Origin of the sequence: Comamonas sp. CAH-2 (assembly GCF_009668305.1) — a bacterium.
Lineage (GTDB): Bacteria > Pseudomonadota > Gammaproteobacteria > Burkholderiales > Burkholderiaceae_C > Comamonas > Comamonas aquatica.
Window position 1 is genome coordinate 57,877 of record NZ_VSWF01000006.1, and the last position, 23,955, is coordinate 81,831.

The following is a 23,955-nucleotide window of genomic DNA, read 5'->3' on the forward strand; positions in this document are numbered from 1 at the left end:
ACTCAATAATGATGAAATCGTGACTCAGCGCCCATCTGGCAAGCGCTGACAGCTATCAAAGTAGGAATGTCCAACGCCTCAGAGCATCTCGTGCTCAAGCAGCTTCTTGCGCAAGGTGTTGCGGTTCAAGCCCAGCCATTGCGCCGCGCGCGACTGGTTCTGGTCGGCCTGGCTCATGACCACGTCCAGCAGGGGTTTCTCGACCAGCCGCAGCACCATGTCGTACATGTTGCTGGGGATCTCTCCGCCCAGGTCGCTGAAATAGCTCTCCAGGCTGGCGCGTACACATTCCTCGATGCTCTGGTTGTTCTGTGCTTGGGTGCTCATGCAGCCAATTCCTCAATTGCTTGCTCTGCATCGGCCTGCGCCATGCGCGGCAGACGCTCCATCTGCTGGCCCAGCCGATCGAAATAATCGGCCACCGCCTGCCACTGCACCTGGCAGTCGTCGATGGTGTTGATGTGTTGTCGAAGTTCTTCCCCACCCGGCAGCTGGCGCACATACCACGCAATGTGCTTGCGTGCGCTGCGCACCCCGGTCAGCTCGCCATACAGGCGATAGTGGTCGTGCAGGTGCTCCAGCAGCAGGCGGCGCACCTCGGCCACCAGCGGCGGCGCCATGTGCGTGCCCGTGGCCAGAAAGTGGCCGATCTCGCGAAAGATCCAGGGACGGCCCTGCGCCGCACGGCCCACCATCACGGCATCCGCGCCGGTGTAGGCCAGCACGTCGCGCGCCTTCTCGGGGCTGGTGATGTCGCCATTGGCCACCACCGGCACCCGCACGGCCTGCTTGACGGCGGCGATGGTGTCGTACTCTGCAAAGCCCTTGTAGCCCTGCTCGCGCGTGCGACCGTGGACGGTCAGCATCTGGATGCCCACGTCCTCGAACTGGCGCGCCAGCACTTCGGCGTTCTTGTGGGACGCGCACCAGCCGGTGCGCATCTTCAGCGTGACCGGCACCTCGAAGGGGCGCGCAGCCTCGACCACCGCCTGGGCGATGTCGACGGCCAGTGGCTCGTTCTGCATCAGCGCCGAGCCGGCCCATTTGTTGCAGACCTTCTTGGCCGGGCAGCCCATGTTGATGTCGATGATCTGCGCGCCGCGCTCGATGTTGTAGACCGCGGCCTCGGCCATCATCTCGGCGTCGGTGCCGGCGATCTGCACCGCAATCGGCCCGGGCTCGCCCTCATGGTTGGCACGGCGGCTGGTCTTGAGGCTGTTCCACAGGTCCTTGCGTGACGTCACCATCTCGCTGACCGCGTAGCCTGCGCCCAGGGCCTTGCACAACTGGCGAAACGGCCGGTCCGTCACCCCCGCCATGGGGGCGACCAACAGGTTATTGGCCAGGGTGTACTGACCGATACGCAGCGCAGTCATGGAAGCGATCCGAGGGAAATGCAGGTGGGGAAAGGGCGATATTGTATCTGCCCAAAAAATGAGCACTGCGGTGCGCTACAAAGACACTAGCGCATGCACAGGTAACAGCCGGCCCTGGGACAGCTTTACAACCCCTGTGTCTGGCGCCCGGGCAGAAAGCCCCACCAGGCCCCGGGCAAGGGCTGGAAGCCCCGCGCGCGCATCACCGCGGCCAGCCAGGCGCGGTTGAACAGCACGTCGGGCGAGACGTCCTCCTCGGCCGGCAGCCCGCCCACCTCCAGCACCGCGGGCATGCCGCCCAGCTGGATGCCACCCATGTCCACGTCCTCACCGTCCGCCAGTGGTCCGCGCACCACGGTGCCGGCCACATCGCTGTCGACCACGCGCACCGCCACGTCCAGCACCTGCTGCATCTGCCCCGGGCCCGTGCGCACAAAGGGGCAGCCGTTGGTACGCAGCTGCAGGCCCTGGGCCAGCAGCTGCACCCGGACCAGCTGCAGCGCCCGGCGCACCTGGGCCTGGGCCAGCAGCGCCTGGCAATCGGTTTCCACGGTCTGCACGTCGGCATCGTCCGGCACACGCGCCTGGGCGGCGGCCAGGCAGGCCACCAGCAGCAGGCCGCCCACCGCCGTGGGCCGCGAGAAACACTTGGAAGCAAAAAAGTTCATGCCCACAGCGTAGGCCATGGCACCGCCGCCTGTCAGCCAGCCTGCACCTACACTGTGGCAATGGAAGTCTGGTTTCAGGAAATCTTGCAGTCCCTGGCACTGCCGCAGTACGGGCTAAGCACCTTGTTTGTGGTGGCGCTGCTGTCCGCCACCCTGCTGCCCATGGGGTCCGAGCCCGCTGTGGTGGGATTGCTACAACTCAATCCGGAGCTGTTCTGGCCCGCCATCTTCACGGCCACAGCGGGCAACACCATCGGCGGTGCCATCAGCTGGTGGATGGGCCTGGGCGCCCAGCAGGCCTGGCAGGCCGCGCGCCAGCGCCGCCGCGCCGGGCTGCCGGACACCCCGGACGCCAAACCGGCGCGCGCCCTGTCGCGCCATGAGCGGCGCGCCCGCATCTGGCTGCGCAAGTGGGGCGCCAAGACCTGCCTGCTGAGCTGGCTGCCCGTGGTGGGCGACCCGCTGTGCGCCGTCGCGGGCTGGCTGCACCTGCCGTTCTGGCCCTGTGTGTTCTATATGGCCGTGGGCAAGTTCCTGCGCTACCTGACCATGACTGCGGCCATCCTGTGGGCGCTGCCCGGCTGATGGGCACGCCTCGATCAGCGAAAAAATCAGACGTTTTAGGGCGCTGGCGCATATCCCGTCTGCGTCATATGCTCTCGCAAAGAGAGCATCTCCCCGGAGTGCTCAGGCGCCGCGCGCCAGCGGCAGCTTGCTGCCGGTGATCGCCCGCTCCTGCAGCACATCGCTGCGAAAGCGGAACAGCTTGGCCGGGCGGCCTGCCGCCCCCGCCGTCATGGCGCCGGTGTCCTCCACCAGGTGCTGCTGCTCCATCAGGCGGCGGAAGTTTTGCTTGTGCAGACCACGGCCCGCCAGGGCCTCGACGGTCTGCTGCAGTTGCAGCAAGGTGAATTCGGGCGGCATCAGCTCGAACACCACGGGGCGGTATTTGATCTTGGCGCGCAGGCGCGCGATGCCCGTGGCCAGGATGCGGCGGTGGTCGTGCTGCATGGCTCGCCCCGGCAGGCTGGCACGCGCAGCAATGCCGCGGCGCGTGGCCTCCTCGACCAGGCCGGCTTCAAACAGCAACTCGTAGCGCTGCAGCACAAGGTCCTCGTTCCAGGCCTGGCCATCGGCACCAAAGTTGATAGCTACCCGCGCTTGCCGGGATTGCCGCAGCGCCGTATTGGATGCTTCATCCACCCAGGCTTGCAGCGGCGGCAGGATGTGCTGGGCCAGCACCGCGGGCGCCCCATCGCGCCAGTCTTCCCAGGGGAAATAGCTGTACCAGTCCTGCCAGCTGGTGTCGCCCTGCGGTGGCTGCTCGGGCTCGCAGGTCAGCCCCAGGTAGCTGATGGACAGCACATGGGCCGCCTCGGGGCGTTCGCGGTCGGCGAAGGTGTAGAGCTGCTCGACATAGCCCAGGCTGTGCTGGGTCTGGGTCTCGACCCAGCTGCGCAGACCCGCCTGCAGCGAGCGGTGCAGCATCTGGAAAGGCCCGGCCGGCAAGGCCTGCCCGCAGCGCGTGGTCAGCACCCGGGGCTGGCCCAGGCTGACGGCCGCGAGCACCGCCACCAGCTCGGCATGCAAGGCGTGGGCGGGGGCCTCGGTCAATTTAGACGTTGAACAGGAAGTTCATGACATCGCCGTCCTTGACGATGTATTCCTTGCCTTCAGCGCGCATCTTGCCGGCATCCTTGGCACCCTGCTCGCCCTTGTAGGCAATGAAGTCCTCGAAGGCGATGGTCTGCGCGCGAATGAAGCCACGCTCGAAGTCGCCGTGGATCACGCCGGCCGCCTGGGGGGCGGTGGCGCCCACGCGCACGGTCCAGGCGCGCACTTCCTTGACCCCGGCGGTGAAGTAGGTCTGCAGGCCCAGCAGCTTGAAGCCGGCACGGATCAGGCGGTTCAGGCCGGGCTCTTCCAGGCCCAGCTCTTGCAGGAACATGTCGCGGTCTTCATCGTCCATCTCGGACATTTCCGCTTCGATCTTGGCGCAGATGGCCACCACCGGCGCACCTTGGGCTTCGGCATAGGCCTTGAGCTGGTCCAGCAACGGGTTGTTCTCAAAGCCATCTTCGGCCACGTTGCCCACAAACATGGCGGGCTTGGCGGTGATCAGGCAGAAAGGCTTGAGCAGGGGCGCGTCTTCCTTGGACACGGGCACCACGCGGGCTGGCTTGCCTTCGTTCAGCGCGGCTTGGATAGGCTCCAGCAGCGAGACCAGCTTGGCCGCTTCCTTGTCATTGCCCGAACGCGCAGCCTTGGAATAGCGGTTCAGCGCCTTCTCCACGGTGGCCAGGTCGGCCAGGCACAGCTCAGTCTGGATGACTTCGATATCGGCAATCGGGTCGACCTTGTTTGCCACGTGGATCACGTTGGGGTCTTCGAAGCAGCGCACCACGTTGACGATGGCGTCGGTCTCGCGGATGTGGGCCAGGAACTGGTTGCCCAGGCCTTCGCCCTTGGAGGCACCGGCCACCAGGCCAGCGATGTCCACGAACTCGACAATAGCGGGCACGATGCGCTCGGGGGAGATGATCTCGGCCAGCTGGTTCAGGCGTGGATCGGGCACTTCCACCACGCCAGTGTTGGGCTCGATGGTGCAGAAGGGATAGTTCTCGGCGGCGATGCCGGCCTTGGTCAGCGCGTTGAAAAGGGTGGACTTGCCGACGTTGGGCAGGCCCACGATGCCGCATTTGAGGCTCATGGAAATTCCTTTGGTATCAATGCACGATCGAGCACCACAGCAATGTGGCCGATGTGCCCGAGGCGCATGGATGCGTGTTCGGTGTTCTAAAGAGATGTGACGTGGTCGCTCTGTGTTGTGCAGAGTTTTGTGCCAGTTTTGTCACTGAAATCTATGCCGATTGTAATGATCGGCAAATCTCTGCTGGTGCGCGGCAGATTGCCCGGGCAGCCGCCCCGCGCCGGCCACAAAAAAGCAGGCAGCCCGTGAGGGTCTGCCTGCCGGGGCACTCGCCGTGAGGGACTTACTGCGCCGTACGGGGCTTGCACTGCAGCTGCAACAGGCGGTGGGTGGAGCTGTCCACGCTGCTGCCCGGCTCCCGCAGGGGGCGGATGCGCAAGTCCAGGAATCCGCGATCGCCGCACAGCGACTTCAGGGTGGCTTCGCACTTGTGCAGATCGTCGTGGCGGGTGTCACACACCATGGCATGGTCGTAGTCGGGGGCTTCCACATAGGGGGCCGCTTCCTTGGCCATACGGTCGGTGGTCTGGGTGGCACAGCCGGCCAAGGCCAGAACGGCCAACGCGGCAAGGGTGACAAGCTTCATGAAAAATCCTCCAAAACGGGAAACATCTTAACGAAGCCCTGTGCGTGCTCAGTCGAACTTCAGCAGCCCGGCCACCGCCTGCCCCACGTGCAGCACCTGCCCGGCACCCTGCGCCACCACGGCATTCATACCGAAAGTGATAGCACCATCCAAGCGTGCATCCTGGCGATACTGCGCAATCGTGTCGCCCACATCGTGGCTGGACACGGCCGTGGCGGGGTCGATGTCAGGGATGGGGCAACGCGAGCACGGCTTGCCCAGGCGGATGGCCACAGGCTCCGGCGCAGGCAGCCAGAGGGTTTCGATGAAGTCTTCCTCGTGCTCCGCCAGACCGTCCAGCACAAGGTTGGCGCGAAAGCGCAGGCCATCTACCGGCTGCCGCCCCTGGGCCTGCAGGCGATCGTTGAGGGCGTCGAAGGCGGCGCGGGTGGTCACCAGCAAGGGATAGCCATCGGCAAACTGGTTGGGGGCCTGAATCCCCCCCGTCCATTTCGTGCCGGACCAGCGCGCCTGCTCCAGGTCATAGCGCACCAGGCGACAGGGGCGTCCCAGCACCTGGCTGAACCAGTGCGCGGCCTCGTCGCCGACGTCCCAGGCCGGCACGCGGCTCTCCCACACCTGGACCTGGCGCTGGGGCCCTTCGGCGGGGACTGCCAGTGGCAGGCTCAGCTCCGGCTGCCCGGGGAAGCCCACGCGCAGCACGCCGTGGGCGGTATCGATGCGCGGCTGCACCAGCACCATGTGCGCCACTTCGCGCTGGGTGATGAACTGCCCGTCGGGGTCCACCACCATCCAGGCCCGGTCCCATTCCAGGCCGGTCGGCAGCAACCGGGCCTCGGTGACCGAGATGCCGGCACACGATTTGATGGGAAAAACCCACAGCGCACCGATCGTGCCCGTGACGTCGGCTTGATCAAAACCAGAAGTATTCATGCGGCTATTGTCAGCCCAAGCACCCGGCGCACACGTCACCGGCCTGTCAGCCGTCAGGAAAACCGTCCTGCCGCAAGACGCCCCCCAGCCCTCCTACAATCCCGTCCATGGCGCACACCTTTGACGTATGTATCCGCGGAGCCGGCATTGTCGGCCGCACCTTGGCCCTCCTGCTGGCGCGCGAACGCCTGCGCGTCGCGCTGGTGGCCCCCCAGCGCGCGGAGGCCCCCCAGGCGGACGTGCGCGCCTATGCGCTCAACGCCAGCTCCAAACAGTTGCTGGAGTCCCTGCGGACCTGGCCGGACGCCGCCCACGTGACCGCAGTCCGGCACATGGAAGTGCATGGCGACGTCGACGGCAGCGTGCATTTCGATGCACTGGCACAAGGGGTAGATGCCCTGGCCTGGATCGTGGATGTGCCGGCCCTGGAGCAGCGCCTGGCCGAAGCCGTGCGCTACCAACCCCAGATCGAGGTGGTCGCTGCCCCCGTGGAGACGCCGCTGACCGTCGTCTGCGAAGGGCGCGCCAGCCTGACGCGGGCCGAGTTTGGCGTCGACTTTGCCGTCACCCCCTACGGCCAGCATGCGATTGCCACCCGCCTGCGCTGTGAGCTGCCCCATGGGCAGGTGGCCCGCCAATGGTTCAGCCCCCAGGGGATCCTGGCCTTTTTGCCGCTGGACGGTGCGGATGGCCATTCCGTGGCCGTGGTGTGGTCGCTGGACCACAGCCAGGTCGGCCACTGGTTGGCCGCCGAGGCGGCCGACTTCAGCCAGGCCCTGGCGGACATCAGCCAGCACAGCCTGGGCCAGCTGGAGCTGCAAGGCCCCCGCATGGCCTGGCCTTTACAGCAGGCCATCGCCAAGCGCTGGTGCGGCGCCATGCCCGGCACGACCGAGGGACGCCATCCGCGCAGTTGGGCCTTGGCCGGCGATGCCGCGCACAACGTACACCCCCTGGCCGGCCAGGGTCTGAACCTGGGTCTGGCCGATGCACAGGCCTTGGCCCGCATTCTGCGCACCCGTGACGCCTGGCGCAGCACGGGCGACCTGAAGCTGCTGCGCCGCTACGAGCGCGAACGCAAAGCCGGACTGGCCCCGCTGGGCGCGGCCATGGATGGCTTGCAGCAGCTCTTCACCCGTACCGAAGCCCCGCTGCAGACGCTGCGCAACTGGGGGCTGCGAAGCTTCGAGCGCAGCGGCCTGCTCAAAGACTGGACCGTCCGGCAAGCCATGGGGCTGGACCGCTGAGGCCGCAGCCCCAGCGCCAGGAACCTTTTGCGCCGCCGGCGCCCTAACCCCTTAGTTTTTATCTTTTCTTGGAACCGTTGCCATGAAACTGTTTGCCACTGCACTGCTGGCCACTGCGGCCTGGGGCTGCGCGATTGCCGCCCAGCCACAAGACCAAATCGCCAAGACCCTGGCCGAGCGCATTCCGCAGCTGCAGCAGGTGGATGAGATCAAGCCCACCCCGATGAAAGGGCTGTACGAGGTGCGCATCGGCACGGACATCTTCTACTCCAACGCCAGTGGCGACTACCTGATCCAGGGCGAGCTGATCGACACCCGGGCCCAGCGCAACCTGACGGAAGACCGCATCAACCAGCTCACGGCGATCGACTTCAAGAAGCTGCCACTGGCCGACGCCATCAAGATCGTGCGTGGCAACGGTGAGCGCCAACTGGCCGTGTTCGAAGACCCCAACTGCGGCTACTGCAAGCGCTTCGAGCGCGACCTGCAGAGCGTGGACAACGTGACCGTCCACCTGTTCCTCTACCCCATCCTCAGCCGCGACTCGGCCGAGAAGTCGCGCAACATCTGGTGCGCCAAAAGCAGCGAGAAGGCCTGGCACGACCTGATGCTCAAGGACAAGACCCCGGCCGCGGCCAGCTGCGACATCGATGCCATCCAGCGCAACCTGGCCCTGGGCCGCAAGCACAAGATCACCGGCACCCCCACGCTGATCTTTGCCGACAACACCCGCGTGCCCGGCGCCATCCCTGCCAGCGAGGTGGAAAAATACCTCGCCACCGCCCACAAGAAATAAGCCCCTCCTCCAGCAGCGGGCGCTCTGGCGCCTGCTGCATCCCTGCGGCATGACCGCCCATGCATGCCGTTGGACTGCCCGGTCACCGACATGCCCCACACCACCGCCCCCGTTCACTACCGCGTCCAGTTGCATGACCTGCATGCCCACCTGTTCCGCGTCACCCTCACAATTGCGCAGCCCAGCGCCCGCCAGCGGGTGTCGCTGCCGGTCTGGATTCCCGGCAGCTACCTGGTGCGTGAATTCGCCAAGAACCTGCAGCAGCTGCGCGCACGCCAGAGCGAGGAGCCCGTGGACGTGCACCAGCTCAGCAAGCACCAGTGGGAGGTGGACTGCGAGGCCGGTGCCCCGCTGGAACTGGAGTACGACATCAGCGCCTACGATACCTCGGTACGCACCGCCTGGCTGGATGCGCGCCGTGGTTTCTTCAACGGCACCAGCCTGCTACTGCGCGTGCACGGCCAGGAAGCCCTGACACACCGCCTGCAGGTACAAGCCTCGCCCGAGGTGCCACACTGGCAACTGGCCACCGGCATGACCGCTGTGGCGGTGGACGAGCAAGGCTTTGGCACCTACGCGGCCGCCAACTACGACGAGCTGGTGGACTGTCCCGTCGAGATGGGGACTTTCTGGAGCGGCCACTTCAACGCCGGCGGCGTGCCCCACCGCTTTGTCGTGGCGGGAGCCCCGGCGTCTTTCGATGGCGAGCGCCTGCTGGCCGACACCCAGAAGATTTGCGAGGCCGAAATTGCCTTCTGGGGCACGGCCCCGCATGCCAGCTATGTGTTCATGCTGAATGTGACACACGACGGCTATGGCGGCCTGGAACACTGCAACTCCACCGCCCTGATCTGCAGCCGCCCCGACCTGCCACGCATCGGCGTGGACAAAGCCAGCGACGGCTATGTGCAGCTGCTGGGGCTGATCAGCCATGAATACTTCCACACCTGGAACGTCAAGCGCCTGCGCCCGGCCGAACTGGTGCCGTACGACTACGACCAGGAAAACTACACCCAGTTGCTGTGGTTCTTCGAAGGTTTCACCAGCTACTACGACGACCTGCTGCTGCGCCGCGCTGGCCTGATCGACACCGCCACCTACCTCAAGCTGATCACCAAGACCCTGAACCAGGTGCAGCAGACACCGGGCCGCCAGGTGCAAAGCGTGGCCGCCTCCAGCTTCGACGCCTGGGTGAAGTACTACCGCCAGGACGAGAACACGGCCAACGCCACGGTCAGTTACTACACCAAGGGCGCCCTGGTGGCCATGTGCCTGGACCTGAAGCTGCGCCAAGAAGGCAGCACCACCCTGGATGACATCATGCGCGCCCTGTGGCTGCGCTGCCGGGGTGGCGCCATGACCGAAGCCGATGTGCTGGCCGTGCTGCAGGAGCGCACCGGCCGCAGCTGGCAGGCCGAGCTGCAGGCCTGGGTGCACGGCACCGAAGACCTGCCCCTGCCCAGCCTGCTGGCGGCGCACGGAATCCAGCCCGACGCCGACAAGCCCGCACCGGCGCAGGCCCTGGGCCTGCGCGTGCAGGAAACGCACAGCGTGCTGCTCAAGCAGGTCCTGCGCGGCGGGCTGGCCGAGCAGGCCGGCATGATGGCGGGCGACGAGTGGTATGGCATCGAACTCGCCACCGCCAACGGCCCCCAGGCCTGGCGCCTGGCCAAACTGGAGGAACTGGATCTGTACGTGGCCCGCGGCACCACGCAGATCACGGCCCTGGTGGCCCGCGACCGCCAGTTGCTGCGCCTGCCATTGCAGCTGCCCCCGGTCACCACCACGGCGATTGCCAACTACAAGCTCAGCATCACGGATGCCGCGGCCGTGGAGCGCTGGCTGGGCCACTGAAGGCTGCGACTGCAGGCTTGGGTATAGTCGTGTGTGCCACACACATGACTATCAGGAGATAAACCTTGGCATACGAAATGATCGAGGTCCGCGTCGAAGCGGACAAAGTGGGCATCATCACCCTCAACCGCCCCAAACAGCTGAATGCCCTGAACGACCAGCTCATGAACGAGCTGGGCCAGGCCCTGCAGGCCTTCGATGCCGACGAGCGCATCGGCTGCATGATCATCACCGGCAGCGAGCGCGCCTTTGCCGCAGGAGCCGACATCGGCGCCATGGCCAAGTACAGCTTTGCCGATGCCTACAAGGGCGACTACATCACGCGCAACTGGGAAACCATCCGCAGCATCCGCAAGCCGGTGATCGCGGCCGTCAGCGGCTTTGCCCTGGGGGGTGGCTGCGAGCTGGCGATGATGTGCGACTTCATCATTGCCGCCGACAACGCCAAGTTCGGCCAGCCCGAGATCAAGCTGGGCGTGATCCCCGGCGCCGGTGGCACACAGCGTCTGCCACGCGCCGTGGGCAAGTCCAAGGCCATGGACATGGCCCTGACCGCCCGCATGATGGACGCCACCGAGGCCGAGCGCGCCGGCCTGGTCAGCCGCATCGTGCCTTTCGACAAGCTGATGGACGAAGCCCTGGGCGCAGCCCTCATCATCAGCGGCTTCTCGCAGATTGCCGTCATGGCCGCCAAGGAATCGGTCAACCGTGCCTTCGAAGGCAGCCTGAACGATGGCGTGATGTTCGAGCGCCGCCTGTTCCACGCACTGTTCGCCACCCAGGACCAAAAGGAAGGCATGGACGCCTTCGTGAACAAGCGTCCGGCGAACTTCGCCAACCTCTGAAAAACTTGATATATAATCGCGTTCTCTTGGTCGTATAGCTCAGTTGGTTAGAGCGCAGCATTCATAATGCTGATGTCGTAGGTTCAAGTCCCACTACGACCACCAGAGTTCGGTCGTATAGCTCAGTTGGTTAGAGCGCAGCATTCATAATGCTGATGTCGTAGGTTCAAGTCCCACTACGACCACCAAAATTCAAAACCCCGCAGTGTGCAAACGCTGCGGGGTTTTTGTTTGTTCCCACCGGGCCGCCGCTATTTCACGGTATCGCCATCGAGCTTGTGCTTTTCGCCATCGCCCTGGGCATTGGTGATGCCCGCCGCCATGCCGGCCGCTGGCGTCACGCCGCCTTGCTGCGCACCGGGCTCGGCCGTGCTGGCCTGGGGCTGCACCACCGGCTGTGCCGCCGCCATCGCCGGCAAGGGAACGGCGGGCGGCAAGGGCTCCCGGATATCGGCCTTGGCGGGCGGCAGCACATCGTGCGCGCGCAAGTAGTCGCTGGAGCCGAACAAGGGCTTGTCGGGGGGCGGCTGGTCAAACCGTGCCGCCTGTCCCATGGGGAAAGTATCGGCCCGCATCTGGGGGCCGGACTGGTCGCACCCGGCCAGCAGGGCCAGGGCCGTGACTGCGGCGGCAGCGGTGGCGTGCAAGCGCAGTTCTCGGGTCATGGACATGGCGAATTCCTCCTTGGAGGACCGAGGATCACCGCAATCGACGCGACTGTCTGTCAGGCAACGCCCCAAATCGGGCGCACGCACTCAGGCAAAAATGCTGCGTGCTTCGGTGAAGCGCTTGGCGAAGTAGGGGTTGTCCATGCGCACGCGCTGGACGGTGCCGCCCTTGGACGGGGCGTGCACGAACTGGCCGTTGCCCACAAAAATACCCATGTGGGAGTACGGACCACCCAGGGTGTTGAAGAACACAAAGTCGCCACGCTGCAGACCGCACTCACGCACCGGCGCGCTGGACTGTGCCCACTGCGAGGTGGTGCGCGGCAGACGGCCGGTATGAATGCCCTGCACGGCCCACTGAATCAGGCCACTGCAGTCGAAGCCGCCTTCCGGTGAGTTACCGCCATAGGTGTAGGGCGTATTCACCACCAGCATGGTGCGCGCCAGCAGGGCCTCGCGCAGCTCTGCCTGCAATTGCAGGGCGTCGCCACTGGCTGCACCACCGCTGCGCGTGCCCGCGGCCGTGCGCCGGTCCGCCGGAGGTGGCACGGGGGCACTGGAGCACCCGGCCAGCACCGCGGCCGTGCCCGCCAGCAGCCAGGTGCGGCGCGTGCTCAGGCGCGGCGAAGGAGAAAAAGGCCATGCTTGCATGCCGCGCATTATGGGCAAGTTGCCGACAAAAGTAAAAAGCAGAGCTATCTGCGCAGATCCTGCAAGCGTTGCCGATCGTTTTAGCCTGGGAAGCCTTGGATCCAGTGCGTTGACAGCTCTCATTTTCCAAGACGGTAAGGCCCAGAAACACCGGACGACCCATCACTGCAAGCCCGCAATGCGATGCTGACCCCGCAGTGCCTGACTCTCTGTCCATTGCGGCACACCACAGACAGCAAAAAGCCGCATGGCCCGGAGGCGATGCGGCTCGGAGGTCGCGCGAGACCGAGGCAATCAGAACGGCAGCTTGGGCATGCCGCCACCGCCCATCATGCCTTTCATGGCCTTCATGCCGCCCATGCGTTTCATCATCTTCATCAGGCCGCCGCCCTTCATCTTCTTCATCATGGTCTGCATCTGCTCGAATTCCTTGAGCAGGCGGTTCACATCCTGCACCTGCACGCCCGCGCCGTCGGCAATGCGCTTCTTGCGCGTGGCCTTGATCAGGGCCGGGTGCTTGCGCTCCTTGAGCGTCATTGAGCAGATGATGCCTTCCTTGCGCTTGATTTCGCGCTCGGCCTTGTCCATGTCGACCTGACCGGCCTTGGCCGTCAGCTCCGAGGGCAGCTTGTCCATCAGCTGCGACAGGCCGCCCATCTGCTTCATCTGCTGCAGCTGCGCCAGGAAGTCGTTGAGGTCGAAGCCGTCGCCGCTTTTCAGCTTCTCGGCCATCTTCTGCGCGGCATCCATGTCCACGCCCTTGGTGACCTGCTCGACCAGGGCCACGATGTCGCCCATGCCCAGCACACGCTGGGCGTGGCGCTGGGCGTCGAACACCTCCAGGCCGTCGATCTTTTCGGACACACCGGCAAACTTGATGGGCGCACCGGTGATCTGGCGCACCGACAGCGCCGCACCGCCGCGCGAGTCACCGTCCAGCTTGGTCAGCACGATGCCGGTCAGCGGCAGCGCTTCCTTGAAGGCCTTGGCGGTGTTGATCGCGTCCTGGCCCTGCATGGCATCGACCACGAACAGGGTTTCCACCGGATTCAGGGTGGCGTGCAGGTCCTTGATTTCGGCCATCAACAGCTCGTCGATGGCCAGGCGGCCGGCCGTGTCGACCAGCAGCACGTCGAAGTAATGCTTCTTGGCGTAGTCCAAGGCCGCCACGGCGATGTCGTGGGGCTTCTGGTCGGGGGTCGAGGGGAACCACTCGGCGCCGGCCTGGGCAGTCACGGTCTTGAGCTGCTCGATGGCCGCGGGGCGGTACACGTCGCCCGACACGGTCAGCACCTTCTTCTTGCGCTTTTCGACCAGGTGCTTGGCCAGCTTGGCGGTGGTGGTGGTCTTGCCCGCACCCTGCAGACCGGCCATCAGGATGATGGCGGGTGGCTGGGCGTTCAGGTTGATGTCGGCCACGCCTTCGCCCATGGTGGCGGCCAGCTCGGCATTCACGATGCCGACCAGCGCCTGCCCAGGCTTCAGGCTGCCCAGCACCTCCTGGCCCAGGGCCTTGTCCTTGACGCGGGCAATGAAGTCGCGCACCACGGGCAAGGCCACGTCCGCCTCCAGCAAGGCCATGCGCACTTCGCGCAGCATGTCTTGCACATTGGATTCGGTGATGCGGGCCTGGCCACGCATTTCCTTGACGAGGCGCGAGAGTTTGTCGGTGAGTGCGGATGCCATAAGCAGGAATGTCCGAAGAGAGAAAGCAGCGCCGCATGCGGCTGGGCCAACGGGGCCTGGCGCCTTGGGCAGGGGGCGGTGCGCTGGCAGCCAGCCTGTGCCGCCCGCCGCGGGCAGCCCTGTACAAATGAGGGCTCCATTCTACCCGTTGACCACGGGACCTGCCCTGGGCTGGCCACCGCCCGGGCAGGGCCTACCAGCCACGGCCGCAGCAAGCACTGACACGGCGCAAGAATGGCCTGCTGCGGCGGCTCCCGCCGGCAAAACGGGCCGCTATGATTGCGGGCATGGAGTCATCCACCCACTTTTTCACTGCCAGCCCCCCCTGGGTCATGGCCTTGGCCGCGGCGGCGATTGCCGCCTACCTGGTGCCGGCACTGGGCGCGCGCCGCCTGGCCGACGGCCCCACGCGCCTGGCCATGCGTGCCGCCTGGGTGCTGCATTTGCTGACCGTGGCCGCCGGCCTGATGACCTCGCCGACGCGCTTTGGCTTCGCGCCGGCACTGTCCATGACCGCCTGGCTGATGCTGACCGTGTACGCCATCGAGCAGCAGCTCTACCCCAAGCTGCGCGCCGTCGGGGTGCTGTCCGTGCTGGGCGCCCTGGCCGTGCTGCTGGCCCAGATCTTTCCCGGCAAGCCGATGGCGGTCCATGCTTCGGCCTGGCTGCCCCTGCACCTGGCGCTGGGGATTGCCTCGTACGGGCTGTCCGCGGCCGCCGTGGTCCACGCCGGACTGATGTCGCGCGCCGAGCGCCGCATGCGCAGCGCCAGCAACGACGAAAGCGGCATGCCGCTGCTGATGCTGGAGCGCCTGACCTTCCGCTTTGTCGCGGCCGGCTTTGTGCTGCTGAGCGCCACGCTGCTGGCCGGCCTGCTGTTTGGCGAATCCCTCTACGGCCGTGCCTGGGTGTGGGACCACAAGACCATCTTCTCCCTGCTGGCCTGGATGGCGTTCGCCCTGCTGCTGGTGGGCCGTTCACGCTTTGGCTGGCGCGGTCGCCACGCCGTGCACCTGATCTACGCAGGTGCCGCCTTGCTGCTGCTGGCCTATGCCGGCTCGCGTTTTGTTTTGGAAGTCGTCATGCTGGGGCATGGATCATGAAATACCTTCTGGTTGCCGTGGTGCTGATCATCGCGATTGGCATCTGGCGCAATAACCGCCGCAAAGCGGCTGCGCCGCCCCCTGCCCGCCCCAAGCACCACCACGCCACGGAAGACATGGTCACCTGTGCGCACTGCGGACTGCACCTGCCCGCCAGCGATGCGCTGGTCGGTCCGGACCGCAGCCTGCATTACTGCAGCACCGAGCACCGCCACCTCGGCCCGCGCTAGCCCCCACCTGCCAGGCATCCCTTGGCCAGCCCCCACACCCTTCCGCTGCAAAGTGCGCGCCGGCTCTGGCAGGCCTTCCTGTCGGCCCGGGTGCTGGTGGCCACGCTGCTGATCGCCCTGCTGGCGATGCAGACCTGGACCTCGACCGGCATGCCGCCCAGCATGCCCTGGTCCTGGGCGCTGTCCACGGGTTATCTGGTCGTGGCCCTGGTCGGCTGGGTGCTGCTGCACCACAAGCCACCGGCTGCCCACTGGCGCTGGCCCTGGCTGTTGCTGCTGGTGGCCGACATCGTGACCATCTGCCTGCTGCAGGAAATGCAGACCGGCAGGATGTATTACACGCCGCTGCTGGCACTGCCCATCCTCACGGTGTCCGTGCTGGGGCCCATGCGCATGGCCCTGGCCACGACCGCCAGCATCACCTTGCTGCTGCTGGGCGCCAACATCCTCAGCGCCTGGCAGGGCGGCAACTTCAGCAGCGACGGCTACATGCAGACCGCCCTGGTCTGCGCGGGTTTTTTTGCCGTGGCCTATCTGACACGCCAGCTGTCACTGCGCCTGGCCTACCAGGAACGCCAGGCCCGCCAAAGCCGCCAGGCGGCCCGCACGCATGCCCAGGTCAACAGCCTGATCATTGCCAACCTGAGCGAGGGCGTGCTGGTGGTCGATGCCGAGCAGCAGGTGCGACTGGCCAATCCGGCGGCCTGCGAGCTGCTGGGGCTGCCTCCGCCACTGGCCCTGCACAACCTGCACGACATGGCGCTGTGGCAACCGCTGCGCGACATGGTCGCCCACACCTATGCCAGCGGCCAGGCCCAGAGCCAGCACGTGCACCTGCTGGCCGAAGGGGAGCGCCCGGTGGGCCTGTATGTGCGCACCTGGCTGACCACCAGCCTGGAGCCGGAGGTGCTGGCGGCAGAGGCCGAGCACGATGGCGCAGGGGAAAGCCTGCTGGCCCCCCATCTGTGGCTGTGCGTGATCTTCCTGAACGACCTGCGGCTGGTCGAGGCGCGCATACGCACCGAAAAAATGGCCGCCATGGGCCGCATGTCCGCCGCCGTGGCCCATGAGATCCGCAATCCCCTGGCCGCCATCCTGCAGGCCAATGCCCTGCTGGCCGAGGACCTGGACCAGCCTGCCCAGCAGCGCCTGAGCCACATGGTGGAACAGAACGCCCAGCGCCTGGCGCGGATTGCCGAAGACGTGCTGGACATCGCCCGTGTGCAACAGCAGATCCAGCATGCCGACTCGCGCACCCTGACCCTGGACGCGGAGCTGTCCACCATCTGGCACGAATGGCAGCAGCAGGACGCCCCCCAGCGCCAGGGGGTGTTCGCACCCGGTTGCGGCCAGGCGCAGATCGCGTTCGACAGCGAACACCTGCGCCGCGTGGCCATCAACCTGCTGGACAATGCGGCGCGTCACCGCGCCAGCCTGCTGGCCGATGGCCTGCAGCTGCACACTGGCGGCGGCCAGGGCGAGCCCTTCTGGATGCAGGTCTGGAGCGAAGGCCCGCCGGTGGAGGCCTCGGTCGAGAAACACCTGTTCGAGCCCTTCTTCTCCTCGCAAAGCCGCTCCACCGGACTGGGCCTCTACATCTGCCGCGAGCTGTGCCAGCGCCACGGCGGCAGCATCAGCTATGCCCGCGCCGAGCGCCCCACGGCGCGCGGCCCACAGCCGGGCAATGCCTTCACCGTGCACTTTCGCGGACAGCAGCGCCAGCCGGACACGGCTTCCCTGTTCGATCCAATTGTGGTTTGATCGCCGCCATGGTCACTTCCTTCGCCACCATCCTTGTCGTTGACGACGAACCCGATCTGCGCACGCTGTATGAGCTCACACTGCTGCGCGAGGGCTACCGTGTCGAAACGGCCGGCACCCTGGCCGAGGCCCGCGCGCAGTTGCAGCTGTGCCGCTTTGACGTGCTGATCACCGACATGCGCCTGCCCGATGGCAGCGGCATGGAGCTGCTGCGCGAGCTGCGCGACCAGCGCCGCCGCGAGCGCACCATCGTCATGACCGCCTACGGCTCGGCCGAGAACGCGGTGGAGGCCCTGCGCTGCGGCGCCTTCGATTACCTGACCAAGCCCGTGGACCTCAAGCAGTTCCGCACCGTGGTCGCCTCGGCCGTACAGGGCGAAGGCAGCGTGCCCAAGCCGGGCAGTCCGGCGTCCGGACTGGCGGCCGTCGCCCACAGCAAGACCGTCGACATCCTCAGTGCCTCGACGGCGCTGGAGCGCCTGGTGGGCGAATCGCAGGCCATGCGCCAGGTCAAGCAGCGCATCCAGAAAGTGGCGCAAAGCATGGCCCCGGTGCTCATCACCGGGGAGTCCGGCACCGGCAAGGAACTGGTGGCCCGCGCGCTGCACGCCTGCAGCCACCGCGCCCAGGCGCCCTGGGTGGCGGTGAACTGCGGCGCCATCCCCGAGCACCTGCTGGAAGCCGAGTTCTTCGGCGCGCGCAAAGGTGCCTACACCGGTGCCACGGCCGACCGCACCGGCTTCTTTGCTGCGGCCCGCGGCGGCACCCTGTTTCTGGACGAGATTGGCGAGCTGCCGCTGTCCATGCAGGCCAAGCTGCTGCGCGCCATCCAGGAGCGCAGCGTGCGCGCGCTGGGCACCACCCAGGAAGAACCGGTCGATGTGCGCATCGTCAGTGCCACCCACCGCGATTTGGCGGCGGCCGTGCAAAGCGGTGAATTCCGCCAGGACCTGTACTACCGCCTCAACGTCATCGACATTCCCCTGCCCCCGCTGCGCGAACGCCGGGAGGACCTGCCGGCCCTGTGCCGCGCCTTGCTGCAGCGCATTGCCGGCGAGGGCGCCCAGCCGGCGATGCTCTCGCCCCAGTTGATGGAGCAACTGCAGGGCCTGCCGCTGCTGGGCAATGTGCGCGAGCTGGAAAACCTGCTGCACCGGGCCCTGGCGCTGGGCGAGGAGCTGGCGATGGACGGCGTGCCCACCGACAGCCCTTGCGCCGAAGAACGCAGTGCACCCAGCCTGCTGGTGGCGCCAGACGAACTGCCGCACGACCTGCAGGCCTGGCTGGACCAGCAGGAGCGCCACATCCTGACCCGCGCGCTGCACGCCTGCGGCTACAACCGCACGGCCGCGGCCGCGCGCCTGGGCATCAGCCTGCGGCAGATGCGCTACCGGATTGAACGCCTGAACATCCCCGTGTGCCCGGAAGAGCCGCTGGCGGTCAGCGACAATCCGCTGCATGACGCGCTGCACTGACCCCCATTCCCCCCGCTGGCAACAAGGCTGGCTGAGCACCGCGCGGCACCTGCCTTCCCCCAACTTCGGCCCCCGCCCTGCGGGCATGGCCGTGGACCTGGTGGTGGTGCATTCCATCAGCCTGCCGCCCGGGCAGTACGGCACGGGCTGCGTGCAGCAGCTGTTCACCAACCAGCTGGACTGGGAGGCCCACCCCTACTTCCAGGGCATCCGCGGGCTGGAGGTGTCGGCCCATTTCTTCATCGAGCGTGACGGCACGCTGTGGCAGTTTGTCAGCACCGAGGACCGCGCCTGGCACGCCGGCCAGTCGCAATGGGGCGAGCGCCGCAATTGCAACGACTTCTCCATCGGCATCGAACTGGAAGGCCTGGAAGGCCAGACCTTCGAGCCCACCCAGTACCACGCCCTGGCCCAGCTGTGCCAGGCGCTGGCGGACCAGCACCCCATCCGCCACATCGCTGGCCACGAGCACATTGCCCCCGGGCGCAAGCAGGACCCCGGCCCCGGCTTCGACTGGCCGCGCCTGCAGGCCGCCCTGCCGCAACTGGGCGTGGATTACCCGGCAGCGATTCAAAAGGCATAGCTGCTTGCGCAGATCCAACAAGGGTTTCAATGCCCAAAGCATTGAAAACCGCATGCCCTGCTGCGCGACCCGCTCCTCTTTCAGACAGCACCCCGGCGCCAGCGCCGCTGCGGCAAGGCCGGTGCTGATCCGCGTCACAAACACTAGATTTAGTGCAAATCACCCCATCAGAACCCATACCTAGCGCCCCAAGACCTTCTTTGGCCATGGGTTATAAACAAATTCTTACAACTTTTCACCCCTGACGCAACAAGGCCTGCTTGCGGGCCATGGGCCGGCAAGCCGCATGCAGCCTGGCTTTGCGGGCGCGGGGCCACGGCACCCGCCGGCCGCGCGCCTGTCAACACGGGCCACACCCAGGTGCTGCCAGCCCACAACGCAGATTTCGTCACGCTGGCGAAATACACTACCCCTAGTGTCATTGAAATCACATGACGCTACAGGTAGCGCACATTTTTTGTGCAGCACCTCCCTATTCCGGCGCACCGCACGCCCCCTTCCATCCTCCAGAGGCCCTCATGCAGCACGCTATGAACAGCTCCCACACCGACCTTGCAACGCACGGCGCCCCCACGCCCGGGGCCAGCAGCGTTCCGGCGGTCCTGGACCAATACCAGATCATTCGCCGCAGCGGCGACGTCGTGCCCTTCGCGCCGCAGAAGATTGCCATCGCCTTGACCAAGGCCTTCCTGGCCGTGCGCGGCCCCCAGGGCGCCGCCTCGGTCAGCATCCGTGAAACCGTCGAAGCGCTGACCAACGGCGTCGTGCGCGCGCTGCTGCGCTCGCGCCCCGAGGGCGGCACCTTCCACATCGAGGACGTGCAGGACCACGTGGAACTGGCCCTGATGCGCGGTGGCCACCAGGACGTGGCCCGTGCCTACGTGCTGTACCGCGAAGCCCGCAACCAGGAGCGTGCCGCCGCCAAGAAAAAGGCCGCCGAAGACGCTGCAGCCGCCGCCGCCGCGCCCAAGCCCAGCCTGCACGTGACCGACCACGGCCAGCGCATCCCGCTGGACCAGGCCCGCCTGGAGGCGCTGATCACGGCCGCCTGCCACGACCTGAACGCCGACATCAGCCCCGCGCCCATCGTGGCCGAGACCCTGCGCAACCTGTACGACGGTGTGCCCCTGGCCGAGGTCTACAAGGCCGCCATCCTGGCCGCCCGCACGCTGATCGAGCGCGACCCCGACTACACCTACGTCACCGCCCGCCTGCTGCTGCACACCATCGTGCGCGAGGTGCTGGGCCGCGACGTGCAGCCCGCCGACATGGACGCGGCCTACGCCGAGGATTTCCCCGCCTTCATCGCCAAGGGCGTGGAACACGAGCTGCTGAACCCCGAGCTGCTGAAGTTCGACCTGCCGCGCCTGGGCAAGGCCCTGAAGGCCGAGCGCGACCAGCAGTTCGACTACCTGGGCCTGCAGACCCTGTACGACCGCTACTTCCTGCACGTGCGCAAGACCCGCATCGAGCTGCCCCAGTCCTTCTTCATGCGCGTGGCCATGGGCCTGGCACTGAACGAGGACGACCGCAACGCCCGCGCCATCGAGTTCTATGAGCTGCTGAGCTCTTTCGACTTCATGTCGTCCACGCCCACGCTGTTCAACAGCGGCACGCAGCGCTCGCAGCTGTCCAGCTGCTACCTGACCACCGTCGCCGATGACCTGGGCGGCATCTACGACGCCATCAAGGAAAACGCCCTGCTGTCCAAGTTTGCCGGCGGCCTGGGCAACGACTGGACCCCCGTGCGCGCCCTGGGCGCCCGCATCAAGGGCACGAACGGCGAATCGCAGGGCGTGGTGCCCTTCCTGAAGGTGGTCAACGACACGGCCGTCGCTGTGAACCAGGGCGGCAAGCGCAAGGGCGCCGTCTGCGCCTACCTGGAAACCTGGCACCTGGACATCGAGGAGTTTCTGGAGCTGCGCAAAAACACCGGCGACGACCGCCGCCGCACACACGACATGAACACCGCCAACTGGATCCCCGACCTGTTCATGCAGCGCGTGATGGAAAAAGGCCAGTGGACGCTGTTCAGCCCTTCCGACGTGCCCGACCTGCACGACCTGTATGGCCAGGCCTTTACCAAGGCGTACACCGCCTATGAAGCCCAGGCCGATGCGGGCGAGCTCAAGCTCTTCAAGCGCGTGCCCGCCGTGGACCTGTGGCGCAAGATGCTGTCCATGCTGTTCGAGACTGGCCACCCCTGGATCACGTTCAAGGACCCTTGCAACATCCGCTCGCCCCAGCAGCACGTGGGCGTGGTGCACTCGTCCAACCTGTGCACCGAAATCACGCTGAACACCAGCGCGACCGAGACCGCTGTGTGCAACCTGGGCTCGGTCAACCTGGCCCAGCACATTCGCGATGGCCAGCTGGATCACGACAAGCTGCGCAAGACCGTGCGCACGGCGATGCGCATGCTGGACAACGTGATCGACATCAACTACTACGCCGTGGACAAGGCGCGCGACTCCAACCTGCGCCACCGCCCCGTGGGCCTGGGCCTGATGGGCTTCCAGGATGCGCTGTACGCCATGCGCACGCCGTATGCCAGCGACGCAGCGGTGGAGTTCGCCGATGCGTCCATGGAAGCCATCTGCTACTACGCCTACTGGGCCTCGACCGAGCTGGCCAAGGAACGCGGCACCTACTCCAGCTACCAGGGTTCGCTGTGGTCCAAGGGCATCCTGCCGCTGGACTCGCTGAACCTGCTGGAGCAGGCGCGCGGCGGCTACGTCGATGTGGACCGCAGCACCCGCCTGGACTGGGAGGCGCTGCGCGCCAAGATCGCCCAGGATGGCATGCGCAACAGCAACTGCGTGGCGATTGCGCCCACGGCCACCATCTCCAACATCGTCGGCGTCGATGCCTCGATCGAGCCTTCGTTCGGCAACCTGTCGGTGAAGTCCAACCTGTCGGGCGAGTTCACCATCATCAACCAGTACCTGGTGCGTGATCTGAAGCAGCTGGGCCTGTGGGACAGCGTGATGGTCATGGACCTGAAGCACTTCGACGGCTCGCTGCGCGCCATCGACCGCGTGCCGCAGGACCTCAAGCAGCTGTACGCCACGGCCTTCGAGGTGGAGCCCACTTGGCTGGTGGAAGCCGCTGCACGCCGCCAGAAGTGGATCGACCAGGCCCAGAGCCTGAACATCTACATGGCCGGTGCCTCGGGCAAGAAGCTGCACGACACCTACATGCTGGCCTGGCTGCGCGGTTTGAAGACCACCTACTACCTGCGCACCACCAGCGCCACGGCGGCCGAGAAGTCAACCATCCAGAGCCGCGCGCTGAACGCTGTCTCCCCCGCCGCGGTCGAGACCTCCAGTGCCCTGGACCGCGCCGCCGCCGCCGCACGGGCCAGCACCGGGGCTCCGGCCACGGACGTCAAGTTCTGCGCCATCGACGACCCGGGCTGCGAGGCCTGCCAGTAAGGCACCCATTGATTTCATAGCAGCCAGCGCGCAGACCACAAAGTCTTTCAAGCATCATCGCTTGAAACCTTTGTCTGCACTGCGCAGCCAGCTCACTTTTTTGCAGATTGCAGGGAGTACGACATGCTGACTTTTGATGACGAGATTTCGTCCACCACCCACCCCAGCCACACCGCATCGGCCAGCACGCACCAGCGTGTGAATGCCGCCGACAAGCGCATCATCAACGCCAAGACCGACGTCAACCAGCTGGTGCCCTTCAAGTACAAATGGGCCTGGGAGAAATACCTTGCCACCTGCGCCAACCACTGGATGCCGCAGGAGGTGAACATGACGCGCGACATCGCGCTGTGGAAGGACCCGAACGGCCTGACCGACGACGAGCGCCGCATCGTCAAGCGCAACCTGGGCTTCTTCACCACGGCCGACTCGTTGGCTGCCAACAACATCGTCCTAGGGACTTACCGCCATATCACGGCGCCCGAGTGCCGCCAGTTCCTGCTGCGCCAGGCCTTCGAGGAAGCCATCCACACGCATGCCTACCAGTACATCGTGGAGTCGATCGGCCTGGACGAGAGCGAGATCTTCAACGCCTACAACGAGATCCCGTCGATCCGCCACAAGGACGAGTTCCTGATCCCCTTCATCGAAGCGATCATGGACCCCCACTTCCACACCGGCACCCCTGAAACCGACCAGACCCTGCTGAAGTCGCTGATCGTTTTTGCCTGCCTGATGGAGGGCCTGTTCTTCTACGTCGGCTTCACGCAGATCCTGGCCCTGGGCCGCCAGAACAAGATGGTCGGCGCGGCCGAGCAGTACCAGTACATCCTGCGCGACGAGTCCATGCACTGCAACTTCGGCATCGATTTGATCAACCAGCTGAAGCTCGAAAATCCACACCTGTGGACGGCCGAATTCAAGGAAGAAATCAACGCCCTGTTCCGCAAGGCCGTGGACCTGGAATATGCCTATGCCGAGGACACCATGCCGCGCGGTGTGCTGGGCATGAACGCCTCGATGTTCAAGGGCTACCTGCGCTACATCGCCAACCGCCGCGCCACGCAAATCGGCCTCGAAGAGCTGTTCCCCGGCGAAGAAAATCCGTTCCCCTGGATGAGCGAAATGATCGATCTGAAGAAGGAACGTAACTTCTTTGAGACACGCGTGATCGAATACCAAACCGGTGGCGCACTTTCTTGGGATTAAGACGCGATAAAGCCTCGCAAACTCACGCAAGGGAATTCATAATGCGCCCCATGCCATCACAATTATTTCTACAGGTGATGGCATGGGGCGTTTGTGTGTCCATGCGGCGAAACACTCCACGTCGCAATGGCTGGTGAGTC

22 protein-coding genes and 2 tRNA genes are annotated in these 23,955 nt (G+C 65.9%); 14 read left to right on the forward strand and 10 right to left on the reverse strand.

The genetic code is table 11. The features are described 5' to 3' along the window. Window positions 1–78 precede the first annotated feature (78 nt). From FYM52_RS06105 to FYM52_RS06115, 3 genes are all read right to left on the reverse strand, one after another. Window positions 79–327, reverse strand: a complete 249-nt coding sequence (locus tag FYM52_RS06105; protein WP_042415216.1) for a helix-turn-helix domain-containing protein — start codon at window positions 325–327, stop codon at window positions 79–81. After that, complete coding sequence (dusB, locus tag FYM52_RS06110; RefSeq protein ID WP_154163453.1) at window positions 324–1,376, reverse strand: tRNA dihydrouridine synthase DusB; 1,053 nt, start codon at window positions 1,374–1,376, stop codon at window positions 324–326. Before dusB ends, FYM52_RS06105 begins: the two co-directional genes overlap by 4 nt. A gap of 125 nt (window positions 1,377–1,501) precedes the next feature. Further along, the gene (locus tag FYM52_RS06115) at window positions 1,502–2,044 is read right to left on the reverse strand and encodes a D-Ala-D-Ala dipeptidase (RefSeq protein WP_154163454.1); all 543 of its coding nucleotides are present in this window, start codon (window positions 2,042–2,044) and stop codon (window positions 1,502–1,504) included. Between the two features lie 60 nt (window positions 2,045–2,104). Here FYM52_RS06115 and FYM52_RS06120 point away from each other — a divergent pair, with 60 nt between their 5' ends. Then, window positions 2,105–2,629, forward strand: coding sequence for a YqaA family protein (locus tag FYM52_RS06120; protein ID WP_154163455.1), 525 nt, complete (start codon window positions 2,105–2,107; stop codon window positions 2,627–2,629). A 102-nt stretch (window positions 2,630–2,731) separates the two neighbouring features. Here FYM52_RS06120 and FYM52_RS06125 read toward each other — a convergent pair whose 3' ends face one another. The 4 genes from FYM52_RS06125 to FYM52_RS06140 form a co-directional block, all read right to left on the reverse strand. Beyond that, entirely contained in the window at window positions 2,732–3,658 is a 927-nt protein-coding gene (locus FYM52_RS06125) for a membrane protein (RefSeq protein WP_045266242.1), read from the reverse strand. Between the two features lies 1 nt (window position 3,659). Next, the gene (ychF, locus tag FYM52_RS06130) at window positions 3,660–4,754 is read right to left on the reverse strand and encodes a redox-regulated ATPase YchF (protein WP_042415225.1); all 1,095 of its coding nucleotides are present in this window, start codon (window positions 4,752–4,754) and stop codon (window positions 3,660–3,662) included. A 283-nt stretch (window positions 4,755–5,037) separates the two neighbouring features. Beyond that, window positions 5,038–5,340, reverse strand: a complete 303-nt coding sequence (locus tag FYM52_RS06135) for a hypothetical protein (RefSeq protein WP_154163456.1) — start codon at window positions 5,338–5,340, stop codon at window positions 5,038–5,040. A gap of 48 nt (window positions 5,341–5,388) precedes the next feature. Next, window positions 5,389–6,273, reverse strand: coding sequence for an MOSC domain-containing protein (locus tag FYM52_RS06140; RefSeq protein WP_154163457.1), 885 nt, complete (start codon window positions 6,271–6,273; stop codon window positions 5,389–5,391). A gap of 107 nt (window positions 6,274–6,380) precedes the next feature. Between FYM52_RS06140 and FYM52_RS06145 the strand changes: the two genes are divergently transcribed. The 6 genes from FYM52_RS06145 to FYM52_RS06170 all read left to right on the forward strand — a co-directional run bounded on the left by FYM52_RS06145 (window position 6,381) and on the right by FYM52_RS06170 (window position 11,203). Then, window positions 6,381–7,520 carry an FAD-dependent monooxygenase gene (locus FYM52_RS06145; protein ID WP_154163458.1) on the forward strand — a complete coding sequence of 380 codons (1,140 nt, stop codon included), beginning with the start codon at window positions 6,381–6,383 and terminating at the stop codon, window positions 7,518–7,520. 82 nt (window positions 7,521–7,602) lie between these two features. Beyond that, window positions 7,603–8,316, forward strand: coding sequence for a DsbC family protein (locus FYM52_RS06150; protein WP_042415235.1), 714 nt, complete (start codon window positions 7,603–7,605; stop codon window positions 8,314–8,316). Between the two features lie 90 nt (window positions 8,317–8,406). Then, window positions 8,407–10,170, forward strand: a complete 1,764-nt coding sequence (locus tag FYM52_RS06155; protein WP_154163459.1) for a M61 family metallopeptidase — start codon at window positions 8,407–8,409, stop codon at window positions 10,168–10,170. Window positions 10,171–10,235: 65 nt separating this feature from the next. Further along, a complete protein-coding gene (locus FYM52_RS06160; protein ID WP_045266227.1) occupies window positions 10,236–11,015 on the forward strand; it encodes an enoyl-CoA hydratase in 780 nt (259 codons plus the stop codon). 28 nt (window positions 11,016–11,043) lie between these two features. Further along, a tRNA-Met gene (locus tag FYM52_RS06165) sits at window positions 11,044–11,120 on the forward strand. 6 nt (window positions 11,121–11,126) lie between these two features. Then, window positions 11,127–11,203 (forward strand) — tRNA-Met (locus tag FYM52_RS06170). Window positions 11,204–11,266: 63 nt separating this feature from the next. Here the strand turns inward: FYM52_RS06170 and FYM52_RS06175 are convergent. From FYM52_RS06175 to ffh, 3 genes are all read right to left on the reverse strand, one after another. Beyond that, window positions 11,267–11,686 (reverse strand): hypothetical protein, encoded by a 420-nt coding sequence (locus tag FYM52_RS06175; protein ID WP_154163460.1) that lies wholly within the window; start codon window positions 11,684–11,686, stop codon window positions 11,267–11,269. 84 nt (window positions 11,687–11,770) lie between these two features. Then, complete coding sequence (locus FYM52_RS06180; protein WP_238826142.1) at window positions 11,771–12,334, reverse strand: C40 family peptidase; 564 nt, start codon at window positions 12,332–12,334, stop codon at window positions 11,771–11,773. 294 nt (window positions 12,335–12,628) lie between these two features. After that, window positions 12,629–14,020: a signal recognition particle protein gene (gene ffh, locus FYM52_RS06185; RefSeq protein ID WP_154163462.1), complete on the reverse strand. Its 1,392-nt coding sequence runs from the start codon at window positions 14,018–14,020 to the stop codon at window positions 12,629–12,631. A gap of 287 nt (window positions 14,021–14,307) precedes the next feature. Between ffh and FYM52_RS06190 the strand changes: the two genes are divergently transcribed. From FYM52_RS06190 to FYM52_RS06220, 7 genes are all read left to right on the forward strand, one after another. Then, window positions 14,308–15,123, forward strand: coding sequence for an inner membrane protein YpjD (locus tag FYM52_RS06190; RefSeq protein ID WP_154163463.1), 816 nt, complete (start codon window positions 14,308–14,310; stop codon window positions 15,121–15,123). Beyond that, window positions 15,120–15,353, forward strand: coding sequence for a PP0621 family protein (locus tag FYM52_RS06195; RefSeq protein ID WP_154163464.1), 234 nt, complete (start codon window positions 15,120–15,122; stop codon window positions 15,351–15,353). Before FYM52_RS06190 ends, FYM52_RS06195 begins: the two co-directional genes overlap by 4 nt. Before the next feature lie 21 nt (window positions 15,354–15,374). Beyond that, entirely contained in the window at window positions 15,375–17,114 is a 1,740-nt protein-coding gene (locus FYM52_RS06200; protein WP_238826143.1) for an MFS domain-containing histidine kinase, read from the forward strand. 8 nt (window positions 17,115–17,122) lie between these two features. Then, complete coding sequence (locus FYM52_RS06205; RefSeq protein WP_045267718.1) at window positions 17,123–18,589, forward strand: sigma-54 dependent transcriptional regulator; 1,467 nt, start codon at window positions 17,123–17,125, stop codon at window positions 18,587–18,589. Then, complete coding sequence (gene ampD, locus FYM52_RS06210) at window positions 18,573–19,172, forward strand: 1,6-anhydro-N-acetylmuramyl-L-alanine amidase AmpD (protein WP_154163465.1); 600 nt, start codon at window positions 18,573–18,575, stop codon at window positions 19,170–19,172. Before FYM52_RS06205 ends, ampD begins: the two co-directional genes overlap by 17 nt. A 518-nt stretch (window positions 19,173–19,690) precedes the next feature. Next, window positions 19,691–22,606: a ribonucleoside-diphosphate reductase subunit alpha gene (locus FYM52_RS06215; protein WP_154163466.1), complete on the forward strand. Its 2,916-nt coding sequence runs from the start codon at window positions 19,691–19,693 to the stop codon at window positions 22,604–22,606. 123 nt (window positions 22,607–22,729) lie between these two features. After that, on the forward strand, window positions 22,730–23,815 hold the full coding sequence (locus tag FYM52_RS06220; protein ID WP_154163467.1) for a ribonucleotide-diphosphate reductase subunit beta: 1,086 nt from the start codon (window positions 22,730–22,732) through the stop codon (window positions 23,813–23,815). Window positions 23,816–23,955 lie beyond the last annotated feature (140 nt).

Bases quoted from the DNA above. Each gene is read 5' to 3' on its own strand.
- FYM52_RS06205 (WP_045267718.1), top strand. From the start codon at position 17,123: ATGGTCACTTCCTTCGCCACCATCCTTGTCGTTGACGACGAACCCGAT.
- FYM52_RS06145 (WP_154163458.1), top strand. From the start codon at position 6,381: ATGGCGCACACCTTTGACGTATGTATCCGCGGAGCCGGCATTGTCGGC.
- FYM52_RS06105 (WP_042415216.1), bottom strand. From the start codon at position 327: ATGAGCACCCAAGCACAGAACAACCAGAGCATCGAGGAATGTGTACGC.
- FYM52_RS06215 (WP_154163466.1), top strand. From the start codon at position 19,691: ATGCAGCACGCTATGAACAGCTCCCACACCGACCTTGCAACGCACGGC.
- FYM52_RS06155 (WP_154163459.1), top strand. From the start codon at position 8,407: ATGCCCCACACCACCGCCCCCGTTCACTACCGCGTCCAGTTGCATGAC.
- FYM52_RS06190 (WP_154163463.1), top strand. From the start codon at position 14,308: ATGGAGTCATCCACCCACTTTTTCACTGCCAGCCCCCCCTGGGTCATG.
- ffh (WP_154163462.1), bottom strand. From the start codon at position 14,020: ATGGCATCCGCACTCACCGACAAACTCTCGCGCCTCGTCAAGGAAATG.
- FYM52_RS06220 (WP_154163467.1), top strand. From the start codon at position 22,730: ATGCTGACTTTTGATGACGAGATTTCGTCCACCACCCACCCCAGCCAC.
- FYM52_RS06115 (WP_154163454.1), bottom strand. From the start codon at position 2,044: ATGAACTTTTTTGCTTCCAAGTGTTTCTCGCGGCCCACGGCGGTGGGC.
- FYM52_RS06195 (WP_154163464.1), top strand. From the start codon at position 15,120: ATGAAATACCTTCTGGTTGCCGTGGTGCTGATCATCGCGATTGGCATC.
- FYM52_RS06180 (WP_238826142.1), bottom strand. From the start codon at position 12,334: ATGCAAGCATGGCCTTTTTCTCCTTCGCCGCGCCTGAGCACGCGCCGC.
- FYM52_RS06120 (WP_154163455.1), top strand. From the start codon at position 2,105: ATGGAAGTCTGGTTTCAGGAAATCTTGCAGTCCCTGGCACTGCCGCAG.
- FYM52_RS06135 (WP_154163456.1), bottom strand. From the start codon at position 5,340: ATGAAGCTTGTCACCCTTGCCGCGTTGGCCGTTCTGGCCTTGGCCGGC.
- FYM52_RS06140 (WP_154163457.1), bottom strand. From the start codon at position 6,273: ATGAATACTTCTGGTTTTGATCAAGCCGACGTCACGGGCACGATCGGT.
- ampD (WP_154163465.1), top strand. From the start codon at position 18,573: ATGACGCGCTGCACTGACCCCCATTCCCCCCGCTGGCAACAAGGCTGG.
- ychF (WP_042415225.1), bottom strand. From the start codon at position 4,754: ATGAGCCTCAAATGCGGCATCGTGGGCCTGCCCAACGTCGGCAAGTCC.
- FYM52_RS06150 (WP_042415235.1), top strand. From the start codon at position 7,603: ATGAAACTGTTTGCCACTGCACTGCTGGCCACTGCGGCCTGGGGCTGC.
- FYM52_RS06175 (WP_154163460.1), bottom strand. From the start codon at position 11,686: ATGTCCATGACCCGAGAACTGCGCTTGCACGCCACCGCTGCCGCCGCA.
- dusB (WP_154163453.1), bottom strand. From the start codon at position 1,376: ATGACTGCGCTGCGTATCGGTCAGTACACCCTGGCCAATAACCTGTTG.